This is a genomic window from Spirosoma sp., from assembly GCF_048594605.1.
Taxonomy (GTDB): Bacteria; Bacteroidota; Bacteroidia; order Cytophagales; family Spirosomataceae; genus Spirosoma.
Genome location: NZ_JBMDWV010000282.1, coordinates 1 through 17,416 on the forward strand (window position 1 = coordinate 1; position 17,416 = coordinate 17,416).

Sequence of the window (17,416 nt, forward strand, 5' to 3'; positions counted from 1 at the left end):
TCTTAAGCGGAGGACCCACTACCTGCATTTCGTTATCACTGAACACTTTCGCGACTTCTTCCCTGGATGGTTCGTGATTCATGGCGGCCATCGTGACAAAGAAATTTTCCAGTTTTCCCGCCGGTTGCAGAATCACGATCATTTTTCCTGTTTCAGCAACCTGCGTCCAGGCATGAGGTACTTTACGGGGTAAAAAGATGCTGTCGCCCACTTTCAGATGGTATTTTTCGTCACCCACCTGAAAGTAATACGCACCCTCCACTACGTAGAAAATCTCATCCTGCGCCGGATGCATATGCAGCGGTGTTCCTCTTCCGGGCGAAAGAGATGTCTGCTCAAATACGGCTAGATCACCATCTGTATCGCTTCCCGAAACTTTTACAGACAGTACGTTCGCATTGACTCCTTTGAGTTTGATGGGCCCATGAATACGCCCCTCTCCTGCGCTGATTTTAAACCCTTTGTTCGGTCGAAACTTTTTTTTGATATCGGCAAAAGACGGCAAAGATGGTACAGTTGCCATTGTCAGTAGGGCGGCAATAAATCGGTTTCTCTTCATCAGTAGTCGATTTTCGATAATGACCAATTTACATTTGCCGACAAGACCGCTTGTTAATCTTTTATTATCCGGTCCTGTTGAATACTGAGCCCGACCTTAAAAAATTCGGATAGATACAGGTTGCTTTATTTTCGCTCGGTCAACTGAAGCGAACTGTCATTTATTTCGAACGCTTTTTTATTCAGGAGATTGATTACTTCGGCACCAGCGAGCAGCACCGGTCCGTAGCCATGAGCCGCATATACGTTGATGGGCCGATGATAATAAAACGCCGGATCGAAGCCCATTCCTGTGCCCACACAGGTGCCCTCAACCTGACCTTTATCCGTCACTTTGGTCGAAACGGCGTTCCAGCCCAGCAGCGTCATGGGCGCGTAGGCTTTCGCATCCAGCCAACCCCGGTTGATGGCCCGCGCGATGGAGTACACGTAGATAGCTGTAGCCGATGTTTCCAGATACGAATCGTTCCGGTCGAGCAGCTGATGCCAGAATCCGGTCCCTGCCTGACAGGATGCCAGCCCCTGGGCATGGGCACGTAACAAACTCAAAATTTCGGCTCGCCCAGGATGATTTTCGGGCAATACGTCCAGCAGCTCAACTTTTGTCATGATCGCCCAGCCGTTGGCCCGCGCCCAGTGAAATTGCGGATGAACACTCATGCCTTCCACCCAGCCGTGCATATACAAACCTTTCTCTTTGTTGAACATCCGCTTCGAAAACTGAAGCACCTGTTTAACAGCCTCATCGTAGTATTTCCGATCGTTCGTCAACTTGCCCATCTGTGCCAGTGCCGGAACGCTCATGAACAAATCATCGAGCCAGAGCGTGTTCGGTTGCGGGCGATTCCGCGCCAACGTACCATCCGACAACCGATATTCTTTCGTCATGATATAATTCATAAAGGCGTCAATCTGCGGACGAAAATCAGCTTTGACACCTCCGGCACGCGTCGCCTTAATCATGGCCGCACACATGGCGCCTGCATCGTCAAGCGCGTGAGGAGCCAGCATCTGCCGGAGCGACGTATTGGCGTGTGGGTCGGCATTAACCTGCTCCCGAAAATAAGGACGTAGCGAATTCAGGAAGCTCAGTCGCTTGTTTGTGTAATCAGCATAACGCGCATCGCCGGTAGCTTCGCTGGCAAGCAACATACCCGCATACGTAACACCCCATTCGTAACTGGTCAGTCGGAAATCACCCGGTTTGATGACAGCGTTTGTATTGAATTTTGTAAGGTCGGTAATGACTTGGCCTGATTGTTTGTCAATTACCTGGGTGGGTGTCGATTCATCAAGGTATTTATAAACCCGGTCCAGCACCTTCACTACGTCGGGGGCTTTCGGTTGTCCATATGGCACTGGATAATCGGGTTGCAGCAAATGAAGCGGTGTTGTCGAGTCGTTGGCTTTGGGCGCAGGCGTCTGAGCAAATGAGAACGGATACGTAGCAACGCAGGCAAAAAGGATAATAACAGATGTAGTGATTTTCAGCATATAGAGTAAGATTCAGCCTTGTAACGGCAGATTTCTTTCTCTTAAAAGCTCAATCTCTTGCTCAGATACTTAGTCTATACTAAGACTAACTTCCTGGATAATTCCCTCCTGCTCTGCACTCCGTGCCCTATGCCTTAAAACACCTCACGGGCGATTTTCATTACGTTATCGGCTTTACCCATCGTATAAAAGTGCAGTACGGGTGCACCGGCAGCCATCAATTCACGACATTGCTGAGTGCACCATTCTACCCCGACCTGCCGCGCCTGCTGATCATTTTCACAGGCTTCAACGGCTCTTACAAGATCTTCCGGCATGTCAAGGTGGAATAACCTGGGCAATATCTGAAGTTGTTTACGGGTAGACAACGGCTTCAGACCCGGAATGATTGGCACTGTAATGCCCGCCTGCCGACAGCGACTCACGAAATCCAGATACTTTTTATTATCGAAAAACATCTGTGTGACAATATAATCCGCGCCTTTGTCGATCTTCTGCTTCAGGTAATAAAAGTCAGCATCATGATCCATTGCCTCGAAGTGTTTTTCGGGGTAAGCGGCTACGCCAATGCAGAAATTGCTGGGAGCCAGGGGCGTGTCTTCTTCGTGCAGATAAATGCCCCGATTCATATTAGCGACCTGCTCCACCAGTTCGCTGGCGTATGAATAACCATTCTCTTTGGCTTTGAACGTAGTAAACGGCTTAGCCGGATCGCCACGAAGTACCAGCGCATTGTCGATACCGAGGTAGTGCAGATCGATCAGAAAATCTTCCGTTTCTTCTCGGGTGAAGCCGCCACATAGTACGTGTGGAACCGGATCAACGCCAAATTTATGCATGATGGCCGCACATATACCGACTGTACCGGGACGTTTTCGGGTTACAATTTTCTGAATCGTTCCATCCGGTAATGGCCGCTCAATATATTCTTCCCGGTGATACGTAACGTCAATAAACGGCGGCTTAAACTCCATTAAAGGCTCAATGTTGTCGAGCAGATTCTTTAGATTGTCCCCTTTGATCGGCGGAATGACTTCAATCGAAAAAATGGGTTTGCCATTAGAAGCCTTAATGTGATCGGTAATTTTAGTCATTGGATAAAACAAGCCTGTCGAATCAGGCAATGAAGACAAGCGTTAGCGGGAAAACACAGCCAGCCGCACGTAAATTCCCTTAGCTGAACCACTGCTCCACGGCTGTATGTCGAGTCGCCGACCAATACCGCTCTGGTTTTTAACTTCGTGCAATTTTGGAATGCCCCACCCTACTAATGAGCCAAACGCAGCGCCGGCAATTAAATCGGTTGGATAATGTTTGCCACCTTCATAACGTAGCACGGCGGTAGCTGTTGCCAATCCGAGCGAACCCACCCAGATAACGGGCTTCAGTCGTGAATGCGGAAAATAATGCCGGAATACTTCGCTGGCAAAAACCGCTGAGGCAAATGCATTGGTAGCATGACCCGAAAAAAACGACTGTCGCGCATCACGGTCAAGTTTCTCATCCAGCGGCACATCCGAATTGTAAACAAACGGACGTGGCCGCTGCGTTATCGCTTTGATGGTACGCTCTATTCCGTTGCCAATCAGCATGGTCTCTGCATACATAATCGCAACGGTTTTAAAATCCTGTCGCATGGGTTTTGTTCCCAGCGCCAGTCCACCCGCCAAAGCGACCGTTCCAGTCAACGTAACGTGGCTCAGATTAGCCGCCGTCGGCGACCAGTGCCCAGTAGCCGATCGATCGATCGAATTGATGTCCGTCGGATTCAGCACAGCAATTTCCGTGGGCGTTAGCGGATCGATGGCGTGGCTGAGGGCTACAGAAGCTCCCAAGGACACCGCCCCTGTACCTAGTAATGTAATTTCTTTCCCGGTCTTCAGCTGATACGGCGACTGCGCGAAAGAAACCGTGATGAGAAACGTATACTGGATAATGAAAAATGGAATGATTTTTTTCTTCAACCGAACTCCTCTGAAACTGCTAACTACGTCGACCATAAAAGTTTACATTATCCATTACGTATGCTAGCCCACGCGCACCACCTGCGGCTCATTCGTCAGATACACCAGTCGGCCTTCAACTTCCGGATACCCCATTTCGCGGTAAAGATTGGTGAAATAGCGCAGGGAATCGATGGGCGAATAAGCTTCAGAAGAATCTGCCGTTGCGACTGACTCATATTGCACTAGCACAATGTTTCCCTCGGGATAATGAACAACCCGATGCGGAGCACCATGCATACGTCGGCGGCTCAAGATACTACGATCCGTATCGATACGTAGCGTTGCGTCGAAAAGAGACGATAGTGCCGGGTGACGAATAATTGCCAGCAGACTTTGCTTCAGCTCTTCGTATTCGGCGTTACGGACCAGCCCTTCGCTGACGAGTTGCCGAAGTGCATTGTCAACACTTTCGGGGCCTCTGATCAAACTCAGGGCCGCACAAAGTTTCCGGTCACGTTCGCGCGTACGCTCAAAAGTGGCGACGTCGAACACGCGGTCGGCCTGCCTGCGCAATTGCAAATCCTGACTGCGATGCCCACTCACTACCTCTTCCAGTACAATTTCATCGAGATTCTCCTCAACTTTCTGGCGTGAGACGGCGCTATCACACAGGCTGACGAGGTATCGGGACGTTCCTTCCAGCCAGCTACATCCGCATTGACGCGCTACGTCGCTGTCGCGCAGAAACGCATGTAGCCAGTGAGCAATGGTATTTGGCGCGCCTTTCCCAAACTCTTTCAGTTCGCTGATTACGTAGAGTCGATCCGTTGGCCGGGTAAACGCTACGTAGAGCAGATTCATATTTTCCAGAAATGTGCGTGTCAGTTCTTCTTCATACTGAGCCGCAATCGGCTCTGGCGTACTACGTAGCTTACCCGTTGTATTGGCCGGTGCCGACAGCAACTGCGCCAGTTGTCCGGAACCGTTTTCGTGCGTCAGCTTATCCGTTGGCACTCTGGTTAGATCAAGCCAGATCGTGCTGTCGTTGATAGGCTCGACTTTCCAGTTGGCAAATGGAATGATAACGACTGGATATTCCAAACCTTTTGCTTTGTGGATTGTCTGGATACTAACGGCATCACGGGCGTTTCCTTCCACTGAAATCTTCTGCCGGACCCCTTCCCAATAAAGCAGAAAATCGCTTAAATGTCCGCTACGTTTCTGATTGAACGCCAGTACTTCGTCCAGAAAGCGAAACAGAAACGGATTGTGTTCCGCCTGACGAAACAGTCCAAACTGAGCCGTCAAACGCTCAGCCAACTCGTACGGGTTCAATTGACCCAGGGCGTAAGGATCGAGTGGGTAACCTTCTGATGTGAGGTAATCATACACGCCCAAGACGTCCCCTTCGGCCAGGTCATGTAATGTTTTGGTCAGGTCGTCGTCGGGAAAGATGCCTTTCACGACACGATGGAACAAATACAACAGTTCGTAGCGCAGCATTTTATGGTCGGGCCGCTGAAGCACCTGCATGACCGTAACGATCCATTTCACAGGGTCCGAAAATTCAAGCGATAATGAATCAGCGGAAATCAGCGGGATCTGGCGAGCGTTCAATTCGTTCGCCAATGCTTTGGCATGGGATTTTTTGCGACACAAAATCGCAATATCGCCGTACCGGTATCCATCTGCCAGCGACTTTTTCAGATGCTCGATGGTCATGTCGAGCGTGGCTTTTGTCAGGTCTTTTCCTTCTTCCTCGTCTTTCTGAACAAAATCAATCTGCACATGCCCTTCCTGCCGGGCTTTGGGCTGTGCTTTTTGGTGAAACTGTTGCTCGGCATCAAATACGTCAGCAAGTTTTGGATGCTGATGCTCAAACTTACGAGCTGTAAACTCGAAGAAGTCGTTATTGAACCGCACAATCGGCTCGGCACTACGCCAGTTCGTGTCCAGTCGTTCATCGGCCAGGTGCCCTCCCAGCGTATTGATACGTTCAGCGGTCCAGGAGTCTGGATTATGCGCCATTTTCAGGCTTTCCAGATCTTTCCGGTGCAGCGATACAATCTGATCCATATCGCCACCTCTAAATCGGTAAATGGCCTGTTTACCATCGCCCACCGCCAGATTGAAATGATCACTGCCGAGAGCATTTTCGATGAGCGGCAACAGATTGGCAAACTGGAGTCGGGATGTATCCTGAAATTCATCAATCAGGATGTGATTGAACTTGACGCCCAAACGCTCGTAGAGGAAAGGCGCTGGTTCCGTCGCGACAATGCTCAGAATTTTCTTATTAAATTCAGAGATATGGACCCGTCCATCTTTACGTAGCAGTTCGTCAAATTCAACCCGCATTTGTTTCAGCAGAGCAAGTTTCTGCAAATGGGGCAATAAACAATCAAATAAAGCCACCTGCCGACCCGACGCTTCACGGATTGTAGTGATTTGCCGGATGCAATCGCACAGCTCGTCAGTTATGGCGTCAATGATTCCCTGAACCGCCAGGGGCGTTTTCTTGCCGTACCATTCGCCTTTGTCAAGGGCATTATACACGCGGATACCGGCTTCTTTGCCCGCGTTTCCTTCGGCGATGGCCTTCAGAAATCCCCCTACTCCAGCCGCTCCATACGTAAAATCTGTCTCATCCAGACCCACTTCTACGATACGTGTCCAGGCGCGTTGACCATGCCCAACAACTTCGTTTTCAACCAGTTGATTATGCTCGATAAGCTGGTTACGTATCGCCCGGATAGCGCTAGGCGATAATTCCTGAGCGGCATTTACCGCTTCATAGAATTGATCTGATGTCAGATTTCGGCCAAATTCTTTAAGCAGTTCGGGGAGTTGATTCCAGCTTTTGCCCTCACTCGCTGTGTTGGCGTAGTATTCGCTGAGGATGGTTGTAATCTCTTCCATTTCCTCCGTTCCCGCCTTTTCGATCAGGTTGTCGATGGCCAGTTCGAGCACTTCGTCAGTTTCTAGCTCAACTTCAAACGAATACGGTAATCCCAGTTCGTCCGTAAAAGCCATGACGATACGTTGCGTGAACGAATCGATTGTCGTTACGCTAAAATCGGCGTAGCGATGCAGGATGGTTCGGAAAACATTAGCCGCTTTAGTACGCAGGTTACGTTCAGCAATAGCAAATGATTCGGTGCCGGGATATATACCAAAAAGTTCGGTAACCAATTCATTCAGCAAAACCGATTCTTCACCGCCGGAAATGTCGGCCAGGTTTTTCAGAATCCGGTTCTTCATTTCGTTGGCGGCTGCGTTCGTAAACGTAACAGCCAGAATATGCCGGAAATAATCGTCTTTCGCATCCGGACGTAACGCCAATTTCAGGTACTCTTTGGTGAGTGTGTACGTCTTTCCCGATCCGGCTGAAGAACTGTAGATTTTAAACATGAGCCGTAGCCGTCGTTAGAAATTAGTCGTCAGGCGAACGTAGCGCATAGTACAATCTACGATCGTCTGATGCCTGATTCCTAACGATTGCTTTTTAAAAGTTATACCGCAACCCTACTCCCGAGTTAAGGCTCAGGAAAAAGGGAGCCTGAAGCAATTCAACGTAAAGACCTGTTTCAAGAAAAATAGAGAACGGTTTACCAGCCGGAAAAAATTCCAGCCCGCCAATGCCCGAGCCTCCAATAGACAACGCATTTTCGTATTCGCCATTTAACCGGGGCGGGTAATATTTTCGGTTATTAATCTGGCCACCGAAACCGTAATAAGCCCGAATGCTCTCGCTTTTCGTCAGGGCCGTATGCCACAGAAAATGTCCCTGAAAGGTTAAACCGACGCTCTTGTATTCACCAACCCGATAGCTCCGACGGGTACCATATAAGCCGCCATACGTACCAATATTCAGGTCAAAGGCATGTTTATCACCAAAATATTTGCGGATATTTATGCCGGATGGTTCACCAATTCGGGCACCTATCGACCAGTTGCTATACTGCGCCGAAGCGGTAGCCGGAGTGATTAGCCAACTTAACAAGGCAAGTGTGGTAACCCAAAGTAATTTTCTCATAAGTGTAGTGTCAAACGTTTGATACAAATTCCGGCCGGGTAGCTTCCTCTCCTGACCCAAGTGGTAAATTAGCAGGCACTGGCGAACTGCTCATGCGTCGAAGCACGTCCAGAAGCCGCTCGTTTTCAGCGTCAGTACCGACCGAAATTCGCAGGCAATTATCGCACAGCTTCACTTTCGACCGATCGCGAACGATTACCTGTTGATCAATCAGGTGGTCAAATACTTGTTTTGCCTGATCAAATTTCACCAGCAGAAAGTTGGCATCGGACGGATGAACACCCTGTACCGAAGGCAAAGAACGCAGATTTTCGGCCAGTTTCTGACGAGCAGCCAGAATTTTGGTAACCATTTCATTCTTTGCGGCTTCATGGGAGAGCGCGTCAAACGCGAGCCTTTGCGTGGGTGCCGAAATATTATAGGGTGGCTTGATCTTATTCAGTACGTTAATCAGCTCCTCCGATGCAAAACACATGCCCAGTCGTAGCGCAGCCAATCCCCAGGCTTTCGAGAACGTTTGCAGTACAACCAGATTTGGATACGTATCGAGTTGGGTTGTCCACGAAGGCGTATCAGCAAAATCGATGTACGCTTCATCGACAATCACTAACGAATGGTTGGCAGCATCAAGAATGGTACGTATTGCCTCATCCTGCAGCAGATTCCCCGATGGATTGTTCGGTGAACACAGCCAGATCAGTTTCGTCCGTTCCGTAATGGCCGCTAAAACAGCCTGCACGTCAACCTGAAAATCGGGCGTCAGTGGAACTTTGATGATGTCAACGTCATTTACGGCTGCCGACACTTCATACATCCCATAGGTCGGCGGCATAATCAACATGTTGTCCTTACCCGGTACGCACGTAGCACGCACGAGCAAATCAATCGGTTCGTCGGAGCCGTTGCCCAGAAAAATCTGCTCAGGCCGAACCTCTTTAATCGGCGCCAGTTTTTGTTTGATAACCAATTGATGCGGATCAGGATAGCGGTTATAATCACCCGTATCTGTAGTGGAACCAATTGGGTTTTCATTAGCATCCAGAAAAACCCCCACTTTGCCCGTATATTCATCACGAGCGGATGAATAAGGCGTTAGCGAAAGAATGTGCGGGCGGAGAATCGATTGAAGAGTAAACATAATTGATTTATTAATTTTTTGGCGTTGGTCGCCACCGAAACGATTGGGAATCAATGGCACGCATTGTACAAAGTACGCCGTTTAGATGATCGTATTCATGCTGAATCAGTTCCGACAATCCCCAATCTGTTACGTCCCAGGTGTGCTGATTCCAATGTTCATCCCGGTACGTCAGCGTTATACTACGATGTCGGCGGACACGTACCAACAGATTAGGAAAACTCATGCAATCGTCCCAAAGCTCATCCATTTCGTCGCTGACTGCCACAAACTCAGGATTGATAATGACCTGTGGCTTTGTAACGTTCAGGTAAATCAGGCGTTTCATGATACCAAGCTGCGGAGCCGCAATGCCCCGTCCAAACTGATACGTTGTCCGAATTTCTTCCATTACGTTATGCAGATCAGCTACCCAGCCCGGCACCAGCGGTAATTCGGATTCCAGCACAGGTTCGCAGGTTTCGTACAGACGCGAATCACCAAGAAGTAAAAGGTCAGCGAGCTGTTTCATTGACGTAAAATATCCGTCAGAACGATAATTTCCAGACCTTCTATATCAGAGAAATCAATCGAATTATTCGTCAGGATGGGTTGATTGTAAAGCAGGCCCGTAGCGGCAATAATTGAATCAGCTAATGAGCGTTTACGCAGCTGACGAAGACGAATGGCTTCGGTGATAATGTCGTCGGTAATTGGGAAGATAAATGAAACATCGAGCCACTTTTCTAAATCTGCTTTATGGTCAGGCTGTAATCTGTGGTAACCTAATACTTCCAGCTTAGAAATCAGCGAAACATACAATTGTCCACTACGTTCGAATAGGTATGTGCGTAAAACATCGCTTGCGGGTTCAACGGCATAGATAAGTATATTACTATCTAAGATCATTCTTCACGCCCAGGTAATACCTTGTCCCAGCTACGAATTTCCCGTTGCCACTCCGAAGGGTCGCCAAATGAATCACCTACACCGCCTTTAGCAGCAATTTCATACATTATCTCAATGAATTTCTTTTGTTTGGCAGCCTGTTCATTATCAACAACTCGTGCGTTGAACCTTGACAGAACAGCCAGCAAAGACGCCTTATCCTGCGGAGTGTCGAATTCAATTAATACCCGCTCCATAGTTTTTCGTTTTTCAGCAATATAAGCAATTCTACGCCGGATTCGTTTCTGCCAAATGCGCCAGCCGCAGACTGACGGCCCGCTTGTGTGCATCGAGCGATTCGGCTTCGGCCATTGCTTCGACTGTAGGGCCAACGTTCTGCAATCCTTCCGGCGTAATCTGCTGCACGGTGATTTTCTTCACAAAACTATCCAGCGATACGCCACTATAGGCTCGCGCAAATCCATTGGTTGGCAACGTATGGTTCGTCCCAGAAGCGTAGTCTCCGGCTGATTCAGGGGTGTAGTTTCCGAGAAAAATGGAGCCTGCGTTTATGATTTTCTCCGCTACGTCTTCAGCATTTTCAATACTCAGTATCAGGTGTTCGGCGGCATACGCGTTCAGCAGGTCAATGGCATCGACCTGGGTTTCCACTAGAATCATTTTACTGTTTTCCAACGCTTTAGCTGCTAACTCCTGACGCGGCAGTCGGCTAAGTTGCGTGCTGAGGGTCAGGTTTACGCTATTGATAAGCTTCTTACTGGTCGACACCAGCAATACCTGACTATCAGCGCCGTGCTCAGCTTGTGAGAGCAAGTCAGACGCGACAAATGCCGGCACAGCCGAATCGTCGGCATAAACGGCCACTTCACTTGGTCCGGCGGGCATATCAATCGCTACGCCTTCTTTTGCCACCAGCATTTTGGCAGCCGTTACGTATTGATTTCCTGGTCCGAAAATTTTATACACCTTCGGTACTGACTCCGTTCCGTACGCCATAGCCGCAACAGCCTGTGCGCCACCGATACGGAAAACTTTGGTTACGCCAACGAGTTTGGCAGCAAAATAGATGGCCGGGTGATTACTCGGTGTACACAGTACGATCTCCCGACAACCGGCCAGTTGCGCCGGAATGCCCAGCATCAACACCGTACTGAAAAGCGGAGCCGTTCCGCCCGGAATGTACAGGCCAACTTTTTCAATCCCAACGCTTTTGCGCCAGCACGTAACGCCCGGCATCGTCTCAATTTTTTCGACGGGTTGCTTCTGCTTCTCATGGAACAGCCGAATATTCTGATACGCCTGCCGAATCGCATTTTTCAGCTCATCGCCAAGCTGGTTTTCAGCAGCCTCCAACTCCTCGGCGTCGATACGTAGCTGCGATACGCTAAGATCAACCTTATCAAATTTTTTAGCCAGTTCGATCAGCGCTACGTCGCCGTTGGTACGTACTTGCTCAAGAATTGGGGCAACAGCCGCTTCAATCTGCTTCGTCGACTGCACCGGCCGGGCCAGCAGATAGGGCCATTCACTACGTTGGGGAAAAGAAAGGATATTCATAGTCATGAACGATGAGTGATAAACGATAAGTGATGAGCTTGTCCACCCGACAAGCTCATCACTTATCGTTTATCACTCATCACTTTTTAGTAGATCATTTTCTCGATCGGGATAACCAGAATCCCTTCGGCGCCAGCGGCCCGGATGGCTTCGATGTTTTCCCAGAACTCGTTTTCGTTCAGCACCGAATGCACCGAGCTCCAGCCTTCTGTCGCTAAGGGTGTTACGGTCGGGCTTTTCATGCCTGGCAATAACGCGGTAATTTTATCAAGCGAATGGTTGGGGGCGTTCAGCACAATGTATTTGTTATTCTTGGCGGCCTGTACGGATTTGATTCGAAACAGCAACTTATTGACTAACGCCTGTCTATCCGGGTCAAGTTCAGGACGGGCAATCAGAATGGCTTCGGAGCGGAAAATCGTTTCTACTTCTTTCAACCCATTGCTCAGTAACGTACTGCCCGAACTGACAATATCACAAACGGCTTCGGCCAGTCCGATACTCGGCGCAATTTCCACCGAACCGCTAATCTCGTGTATCTCCGCCCGAACACCTTGTTCGGCTAAGTATTTCCCCAGCAAATTCGGATAGGATGTAGCAATGTTACGTCCTTCCAGCTGCTGAACATCCGTCCAGTCGGTTCCGCGCGGAACGGCAATCGACAGTCGACATTTCGAAAATCCAAGTTTATGAATCGTTTCGACGTTACGTCCCATTTCGACCGCTACGTTCTCGCCAACGATACCCAGATCGGCCACGCCATCTTCTACGTAACCAGGAATATCATCATCGCGTAAAAACAGGAATTCGGCGGGAAAATTCGACGAAACAGATTTGAGTTTGCCGGTACCATAATCGAAGCGGATGCCGCATTCTTTGAAAAGCTGATACGAATCTTCGCTCAGTCGACCGGATTTTTGTAGGGCAATACGTAATAAAGAAGACACAGAAATTTATGATCTATGATTGATGATATATGATCGAGTCACACACATCATGGTTTTACATGAACCGACTTTCGATGGATGAAGTATACTTCAGGAAATCAGCGGGCAAAAATACAGGAAAACGGGAATACAACGACGTATCGGCGCGGATGCTAGCGACCATGATGGCGACGATGTCGGAAAGGAGAATGAGTGGCCCGTTTTGAAATCATGGCGCAAAAGTAATAGTTTTTTGACAGGATTGACAGCCGGGCCGACGTTTCGGATAAACAGGATTATAATCGCGCCAACCTTCCGTATCTTTGTGTATGCTTTTAGAACAGAAACAACCGACAACGATAGTCACCGAATCTGTAACCAGCTTACCCGTTATGGAAGCGTTTTATACGCTACAGGGCGAGGGAGCGCATACGGGTCGGGCGGCTTACTTTATTCGGCTGGGTGGCTGCGATGTAGGCTGCCACTGGTGCGACGTGAAGGAATCCTGGGATGCCGACGCTCATCCAAAACTTTCCATCGACAGCATCGTCGAAGGCGCTTTACAATACCCTGGCCGGATGGCAGTAATTACGGGTGGCGAACCGCTTATGCACGACCTTACTACGTTGACCGAAGCCCTGCAAGCCGCTGGTTTTCGGACGAACATTGAAACATCTGGTGTTTGTCAGGAAATTACGGGTTCGTGGGACTGGATTTGTTTTTCGCCTAAGAAGTTTAAGAGGCCCAATCCCGCCATTTTCGACAAGGCAGACGAACTTAAAGTAATTGTTTACAATCAATCGGATTTTGCCTTTGCCGAGTCGTTTGTGCCGTTGCTACGTTCCGACTGCAAACTCTTTTTGCAAACCGAATGGAGTCGATCCAATGAAATGCTGCCTCGCATCGTTGATTACGTAAAAAATAATCCGCAATGGCAAATTTCGTTGCAGACACACAAGTACATGGATATTCCGTAGGTGTTGAGCAGAGGGCATGGGGTAGATTCTTCTTTAGTCTATGCCTTCTGCTGCTCACCCTCTGCCCTTCGCTCTATGCTCAAACCAAAAAAGCGCGGGAATTATATGACCAGTCAATTAGACTCTTTGGTGAACGAAAGGCCAGTGAGGCCATTCCGTTTATGGAGCAGTCCGTTAAGGAGGACCCCAATTTTTTGGATGCTCATCTTAAACTTGGTCAGTTATATGAATTCAGGAAACAATACGAACCGGCCATAACTGCTTACCGGAACGCGATTCGGCTTCAACCCGACAGTCCGACCTCTGGCGCAGCGTATCAGGCGTTAAGCACCATTCTGCTTCGGTTAGGTCGATACAGTGAAGCACTCCCCTATCTCGAAAAGTTTCAGACGCTATTCCCTCCTCAGTCTGTACAGGCTAAACGGGTTTCGCGGCAGCTCGAAACCGCTCGCTTCGCACAGGAAGCCCTACAACATCCACAGGCCGTTGAACCGAAGCCCTTGTCGTCGGTACTACAAACGACCCCCTCTCAGTATTTTCCGGTGCTGACGGCTGATGAGCAGACGCTGGTTTTTACGGCGTTGAAACCCGAAGGCGATGAAGATTTAATGGTTGCTACGTTCAACGGCGAAGTTTGGTCACCACCAACCTCGCTTTCACCCAATATTAATACGCCGGAAAACGAAGGAACAGCCAGCCTTTCAGCCGATGGACGAACACTGGTTTTTACCGCCTGCCAGGGACGTAAAGGATACGGTAGTTGTGATTTATACATGAGCCGTAAAACGGGTAGCGACTGGTCGGCCCCCGAAAATCTGGGTGCCGCCATTAATAGCCGGTATTATGAGTCGCAGCCCGCGCTATCCGCCGATGGCCGCCAGTTGTATTTTATTTCTGACCGCCCCGGAGGGAAAGGACACCGCGACATCTGGCGTAGTGATTTTGGTGCTGACGGGAACTGGGCGGAGCCAGTTAATTTAGGAGCCCCCGTCAATACGTCGCTAAATGAAGCCTCCCCGTTTATTCATCCGAACGGACAAAGTCTATTCTTCGCATCAGATGGGCATATAGGTATGGGTGGTTATGACCTGTTTGTGACAGATAATGGAGCGTCGGGCTGGTCGGCACCAACGAATCTGGGCTATCCGATCAATAATTCAGAAGATCAGGCGTCGCTGTTTGTGTCGGCGAATGGCAAACGGGCTTATTATTCGTACGAGGAACAAAAAGACGGGGTTTCCCAGAAATCAAGACTTTACACGTTCGACCTACCGGAAACGCTACGTGACCGCGTGAAGCCCGTCAGTTACCTGAAAGGGATCGTAGCCGACTCCAAAACCAAAAATCCGCTTGCCGCTACGGTTGAGTTAGTTGATCTGAAAACCAATCAGGTTGTTTCGAAAGTACAGGCTGACGCGCAGACGGGCCAGTATACAGCCGTGTTGCCGAGCGGTGGTGAATATGCGTTATACGTCAGCGTACCGGGTTATTTGTTTAAGAGTCTGTCGTTCGATTTTACGCAGAAAATCAAGGGCGATGGCATGTCGTTGAGCGTACCGCTGGAGCCTGTTATCGCTGGTACTTCCGCCAACGAAACCTTAAACAATCTATTTTTCGAGTCGGGCCGGTACGATCTGGCCGAAAAATCACGTACTGAGCTGGATCGTTTGTCAACTTTTTTACAAGCAAATCCGGCGGTTAGAATTGAGATTTCAGGGCACACGGACGACAAAGGCGATGCAGCTGCCAATCTTACGCTTTCCCAAAAACGGGCTCAGTCGGTTGTTACGTACCTGACCAAAGCTGGCATCGAGCCCGGTCGTATCAAAGCTGTCGGTTACGGAAAAACTCGCCCGATCGTTCCAAATACGACGGATGAAAATCGGGCTATGAATCGGCGGATCGAGTGGCGGGTGATGTAGCATTGGGGGAAGGGGTAAGGACGTGAGGCTAATGAAATTATTCACCTGCCCTCACCCCTTCGCCCTTTCCTCCATGCTTTTGCATTTTGAGGGATTTTTTTCAATTTTGTGTATGTTGTCCAAATGCTCCTGGATTTCATATCGAGGGTATTTATTAGCTACATGACAACCTCCTTTCATTTGCAATGACTTCTGAACACGTAAAGTGCTTGATTATAGGCTCTGGACCTGCCGGATATACAGCCGCCATTTATGCATCACGGGCCAATATGAGCCCGGTTCTTTATCAGGGTTCACAGCCCGGCGGTCAGTTGACCATCACCAACGAAGTAGATAATTTTCCAGGGTACCCCAATGGGGTTCAGGGCCCTCAGATGATGCAGGACCTCGAAACCCAGGCTCGCCGGTTTGGAACCGACATTCGTTATGGTTTGGTCACGCAGGTTGAGTTTGCTGAAAACCCCGGTCCCGGTAATCCGCATCGGGCAATCGTTGACGATAAACACGAAATCACGGCTGACTCCGTAATTATTTCGACAGGGGCTACGGCTAAATGGCTTGGTCTTCCTTCCGAAATGCGTCTCAATGGTCGTGGCGTATCTGCCTGCGCCGTTTGCGATGGCTTCTTTTTCCGGGGGCAGGACGTAGTGATTGTTGGCGCTGGAGATACGGCGGCTGAAGAAGCCAGCTATCTGGCTAATCTGTGCCGTAAGGTATACATGCTGGTTCGGCGTGAGGAAATGCGGGCGTCGAAGTTTATGCAAAAGCGCGTCCAGACAGCGCATAACATCGAAATTTTATACAATACAGAAACGGAAGAAGTATTGGGTGACGACGACGTAACAGGTGTTCGGATAAAGAATAACGTAACGGGTGAGGAGCGCATCCTCGACGTAACAGGTTTCTTTGTAGCCATTGGTCACAAACCCAATACAGATATTTTCCAGGATTTCCTTGATCTGGATGCGCATGGCTACATCATAACCGAGAAAGGAAGTACCCGTACCAATATTGCTGGCGTATTTGCCTGCGGAGACGCTCAGGATAACATCTATCGTCAGGCCATCACAGCCGCCGGAACCGGTTGTATGGCAGCTCTTGACGCCGAACGTTACCTGGTCACGCTGGAAATGCAAGGCGAAGAAATTGTTCATTAATAAACATAGTCGATAGTCATCGGTCGACAGTCACCAATAGCTGACCACGCGAACGTAAAATTCGTGCATCAGTCATTGTCGATTATCGACTGGCAACTATCGACTCATCTATTACCAATGAGAAAAACCGCTATGCAATGGCTACTGGCCATTGGGTGTCTGTGTTTGACCGTAACGGCACAGGCACAGGAGCGCGGGCGATTTAAAAATAACCTGCGTATTACGCCCAAGAGTGAACCTAACCCGAATGCCCCCGTCGTTGATCAGCCTCAAAAAGCGGACGACCAGTTTGAACAGGAGAAAACTCAGTTACGCTACGGTAACCAGTTTGAACCGAAAAAAGCATTAAATCCGGTGGTGAGTGAAGACACCAGCCACCTCGATCAGGGAGAAACCAGCGTTGTCGAAGTAATTGACTCTGTATTAGTCGGAAACGAGTGGGTAAAAATTGCGGATTACTACGCGGTTTGGGACTCACACACAATTGATCCTTACAATATCAACCCGCTGGAGTTCGATGAAGCCATCGACATCAAGCTCTACGATCCTCCCGCTGAACGATTCTGGTCCGCTCCGCTGAACGAAGGCAAAATGACGTCAAACTTCGGGTATCGCTGGGGCCGATGGCACACAGGCGCCGATCTTGATCTCGAAACCGGCAACCCGGTTTATGCAGCTTTTGATGGTATTGTGCGCGTAGTAGGCTGGGATGGAAACGGTTATGGCCGTTACGTACTGGTGCGTCACTATAACGGTCTCGAGACGCTTTATGGCCATATGTCGAAACAGACTGTCGAAACAGGGCAGCTTGTTAAGG

The 17,416-nt window shown here is 49.3% G+C and carries 17 protein-coding genes; 5 read left to right on the plus strand and 12 right to left on the minus strand.

Annotated features, from left to right (window positions below):
• From ACOJS8_RS16825 to hisG, 12 genes are all read right to left on the minus strand, one after another.
• A partial coding sequence (locus ACOJS8_RS16825; RefSeq protein WP_420149707.1) for a cupin domain-containing protein occupies nucleotides 1–559 on the minus strand: 559 nt, incomplete at its 3' end.
• A 125-nt stretch (nucleotides 560–684) separates the two neighbouring features.
• Entirely contained in the window at nucleotides 685–2,052 is a 1,368-nt protein-coding gene (locus tag ACOJS8_RS16830; protein WP_420149708.1) for a glycoside hydrolase family 88/105 protein, read from the minus strand.
• A gap of 134 nt (nucleotides 2,053–2,186) precedes the next feature.
• Nucleotides 2,187–3,146 carry a methylenetetrahydrofolate reductase [NAD(P)H] gene (gene metF, locus ACOJS8_RS16835; protein ID WP_420149709.1) on the minus strand — a complete coding sequence of 320 codons (960 nt, stop codon included), beginning with the start codon at nucleotides 3,144–3,146 and terminating at the stop codon, nucleotides 2,187–2,189.
• 42 nt (nucleotides 3,147–3,188) lie between these two features.
• A complete protein-coding gene (locus tag ACOJS8_RS16840) occupies nucleotides 3,189–4,052 on the minus strand; it encodes a phosphatase PAP2 family protein (RefSeq protein ID WP_420149710.1) in 864 nt (287 codons plus the stop codon).
• Between the two features lie 27 nt (nucleotides 4,053–4,079).
• Complete coding sequence (locus ACOJS8_RS16845) at nucleotides 4,080–7,409, minus strand: UvrD-helicase domain-containing protein (protein ID WP_420149711.1); 3,330 nt, start codon at nucleotides 7,407–7,409, stop codon at nucleotides 4,080–4,082.
• Between the two features lie 94 nt (nucleotides 7,410–7,503).
• Nucleotides 7,504–8,034, minus strand: a complete 531-nt coding sequence (locus tag ACOJS8_RS16850) for a hypothetical protein (RefSeq protein WP_420149712.1) — start codon at nucleotides 8,032–8,034, stop codon at nucleotides 7,504–7,506.
• A gap of 10 nt (nucleotides 8,035–8,044) precedes the next feature.
• Nucleotides 8,045–9,172, minus strand: coding sequence for a histidinol-phosphate transaminase (hisC, locus tag ACOJS8_RS16855; protein WP_420149713.1), 1,128 nt, complete (start codon nucleotides 9,170–9,172; stop codon nucleotides 8,045–8,047).
• 10 nt (nucleotides 9,173–9,182) lie between these two features.
• On the minus strand, nucleotides 9,183–9,683 hold the full coding sequence (locus tag ACOJS8_RS16860) for a peptide deformylase (protein ID WP_420149714.1): 501 nt from the start codon (nucleotides 9,681–9,683) through the stop codon (nucleotides 9,183–9,185).
• Entirely contained in the window at nucleotides 9,680–10,060 is a 381-nt protein-coding gene (locus tag ACOJS8_RS16865; RefSeq protein ID WP_420149715.1) for a type II toxin-antitoxin system VapC family toxin, read from the minus strand. The genes ACOJS8_RS16860 and ACOJS8_RS16865 overlap by 4 nt, the downstream gene beginning before the upstream one ends.
• Complete coding sequence (locus ACOJS8_RS16870) at nucleotides 10,057–10,296, minus strand: hypothetical protein (protein WP_420149716.1); 240 nt, start codon at nucleotides 10,294–10,296, stop codon at nucleotides 10,057–10,059. The genes ACOJS8_RS16865 and ACOJS8_RS16870 overlap by 4 nt, the downstream gene beginning before the upstream one ends.
• Before the next feature lie 31 nt (nucleotides 10,297–10,327).
• Nucleotides 10,328–11,617 (minus strand): histidinol dehydrogenase, encoded by a 1,290-nt coding sequence (gene hisD, locus ACOJS8_RS16875; protein WP_420149717.1) that lies wholly within the window; start codon nucleotides 11,615–11,617, stop codon nucleotides 10,328–10,330.
• An 86-nt stretch (nucleotides 11,618–11,703) separates the two neighbouring features.
• A complete protein-coding gene (gene hisG / locus ACOJS8_RS16880; protein WP_420149718.1) occupies nucleotides 11,704–12,564 on the minus strand; it encodes an ATP phosphoribosyltransferase in 861 nt (286 codons plus the stop codon).
• A 59-nt stretch (nucleotides 12,565–12,623) separates the two neighbouring features.
• Here hisG and ACOJS8_RS16885 point away from each other — a divergent pair, with 59 nt between their 5' ends.
• The 5 genes from ACOJS8_RS16885 to ACOJS8_RS16905 form a co-directional block, all read left to right on the plus strand.
• A complete protein-coding gene (locus ACOJS8_RS16885) occupies nucleotides 12,624–12,770 on the plus strand; it encodes a hypothetical protein (RefSeq protein WP_420149719.1) in 147 nt (48 codons plus the stop codon).
• Between the two features lie 102 nt (nucleotides 12,771–12,872).
• Complete coding sequence (locus tag ACOJS8_RS16890; protein WP_420149720.1) at nucleotides 12,873–13,520, plus strand: 7-carboxy-7-deazaguanine synthase QueE; 648 nt, start codon at nucleotides 12,873–12,875, stop codon at nucleotides 13,518–13,520.
• Nucleotides 13,475–15,442: an OmpA family protein gene (locus ACOJS8_RS16895; RefSeq protein ID WP_420149721.1), complete on the plus strand. Its 1,968-nt coding sequence runs from the start codon at nucleotides 13,475–13,477 to the stop codon at nucleotides 15,440–15,442. Before ACOJS8_RS16890 ends, ACOJS8_RS16895 begins: the two co-directional genes overlap by 46 nt.
• 185 nt (nucleotides 15,443–15,627) lie before the next feature.
• Nucleotides 15,628–16,599 carry a thioredoxin-disulfide reductase gene (gene trxB / locus ACOJS8_RS16900; protein ID WP_420149722.1) on the plus strand — a complete coding sequence of 324 codons (972 nt, stop codon included), beginning with the start codon at nucleotides 15,628–15,630 and terminating at the stop codon, nucleotides 16,597–16,599.
• Between the two features lie 117 nt (nucleotides 16,600–16,716).
• Nucleotides 16,717–17,416: peptidoglycan DD-metalloendopeptidase family protein (locus tag ACOJS8_RS16905; protein ID WP_420149723.1), on the plus strand; the 700-nt coding region annotated here is incomplete at its 3' end.

Excerpts from the sequence above, each read along its gene's own strand:
- hisC (WP_420149713.1), bottom strand. The coding sequence starts at position 9,172 with ATGTTTACTCTTCAATCGATTCTCCGCCCGCACATTCTTTCGCTAACG.
- ACOJS8_RS16885 (WP_420149719.1), top strand. The coding sequence starts at position 12,624 with ATGAACCGACTTTCGATGGATGAAGTATACTTCAGGAAATCAGCGGGC.
- ACOJS8_RS16890 (WP_420149720.1), top strand. The coding sequence starts at position 12,873 with ATGCTTTTAGAACAGAAACAACCGACAACGATAGTCACCGAATCTGTA.
- ACOJS8_RS16870 (WP_420149716.1), bottom strand. The coding sequence starts at position 10,296 with ATGGAGCGGGTATTAATTGAATTCGACACTCCGCAGGATAAGGCGTCT.
- ACOJS8_RS16845 (WP_420149711.1), bottom strand. The coding sequence starts at position 7,409 with ATGTTTAAAATCTACAGTTCTTCAGCCGGATCGGGAAAGACGTACACA.
- ACOJS8_RS16865 (WP_420149715.1), bottom strand. The coding sequence starts at position 10,060 with ATGATCTTAGATAGTAATATACTTATCTATGCCGTTGAACCCGCAAGC.
- trxB (WP_420149722.1), top strand. The coding sequence starts at position 15,628 with ATGACTTCTGAACACGTAAAGTGCTTGATTATAGGCTCTGGACCTGCC.
- hisD (WP_420149717.1), bottom strand. The coding sequence starts at position 11,617 with ATGAATATCCTTTCTTTTCCCCAACGTAGTGAATGGCCCTATCTGCTG.
- ACOJS8_RS16840 (WP_420149710.1), bottom strand. The coding sequence starts at position 4,052 with ATGGTCGACGTAGTTAGCAGTTTCAGAGGAGTTCGGTTGAAGAAAAAA.
- ACOJS8_RS16850 (WP_420149712.1), bottom strand. The coding sequence starts at position 8,034 with ATGAGAAAATTACTTTGGGTTACCACACTTGCCTTGTTAAGTTGGCTA.
- ACOJS8_RS16895 (WP_420149721.1), top strand. The coding sequence starts at position 13,475 with ATGGCAAATTTCGTTGCAGACACACAAGTACATGGATATTCCGTAGGT.
- ACOJS8_RS16830 (WP_420149708.1), bottom strand. The coding sequence starts at position 2,052 with ATGCTGAAAATCACTACATCTGTTATTATCCTTTTTGCCTGCGTTGCT.
- metF (WP_420149709.1), bottom strand. The coding sequence starts at position 3,146 with ATGACTAAAATTACCGATCACATTAAGGCTTCTAATGGCAAACCCATT.
- ACOJS8_RS16860 (WP_420149714.1), bottom strand. The coding sequence starts at position 9,683 with ATGAAACAGCTCGCTGACCTTTTACTTCTTGGTGATTCGCGTCTGTAC.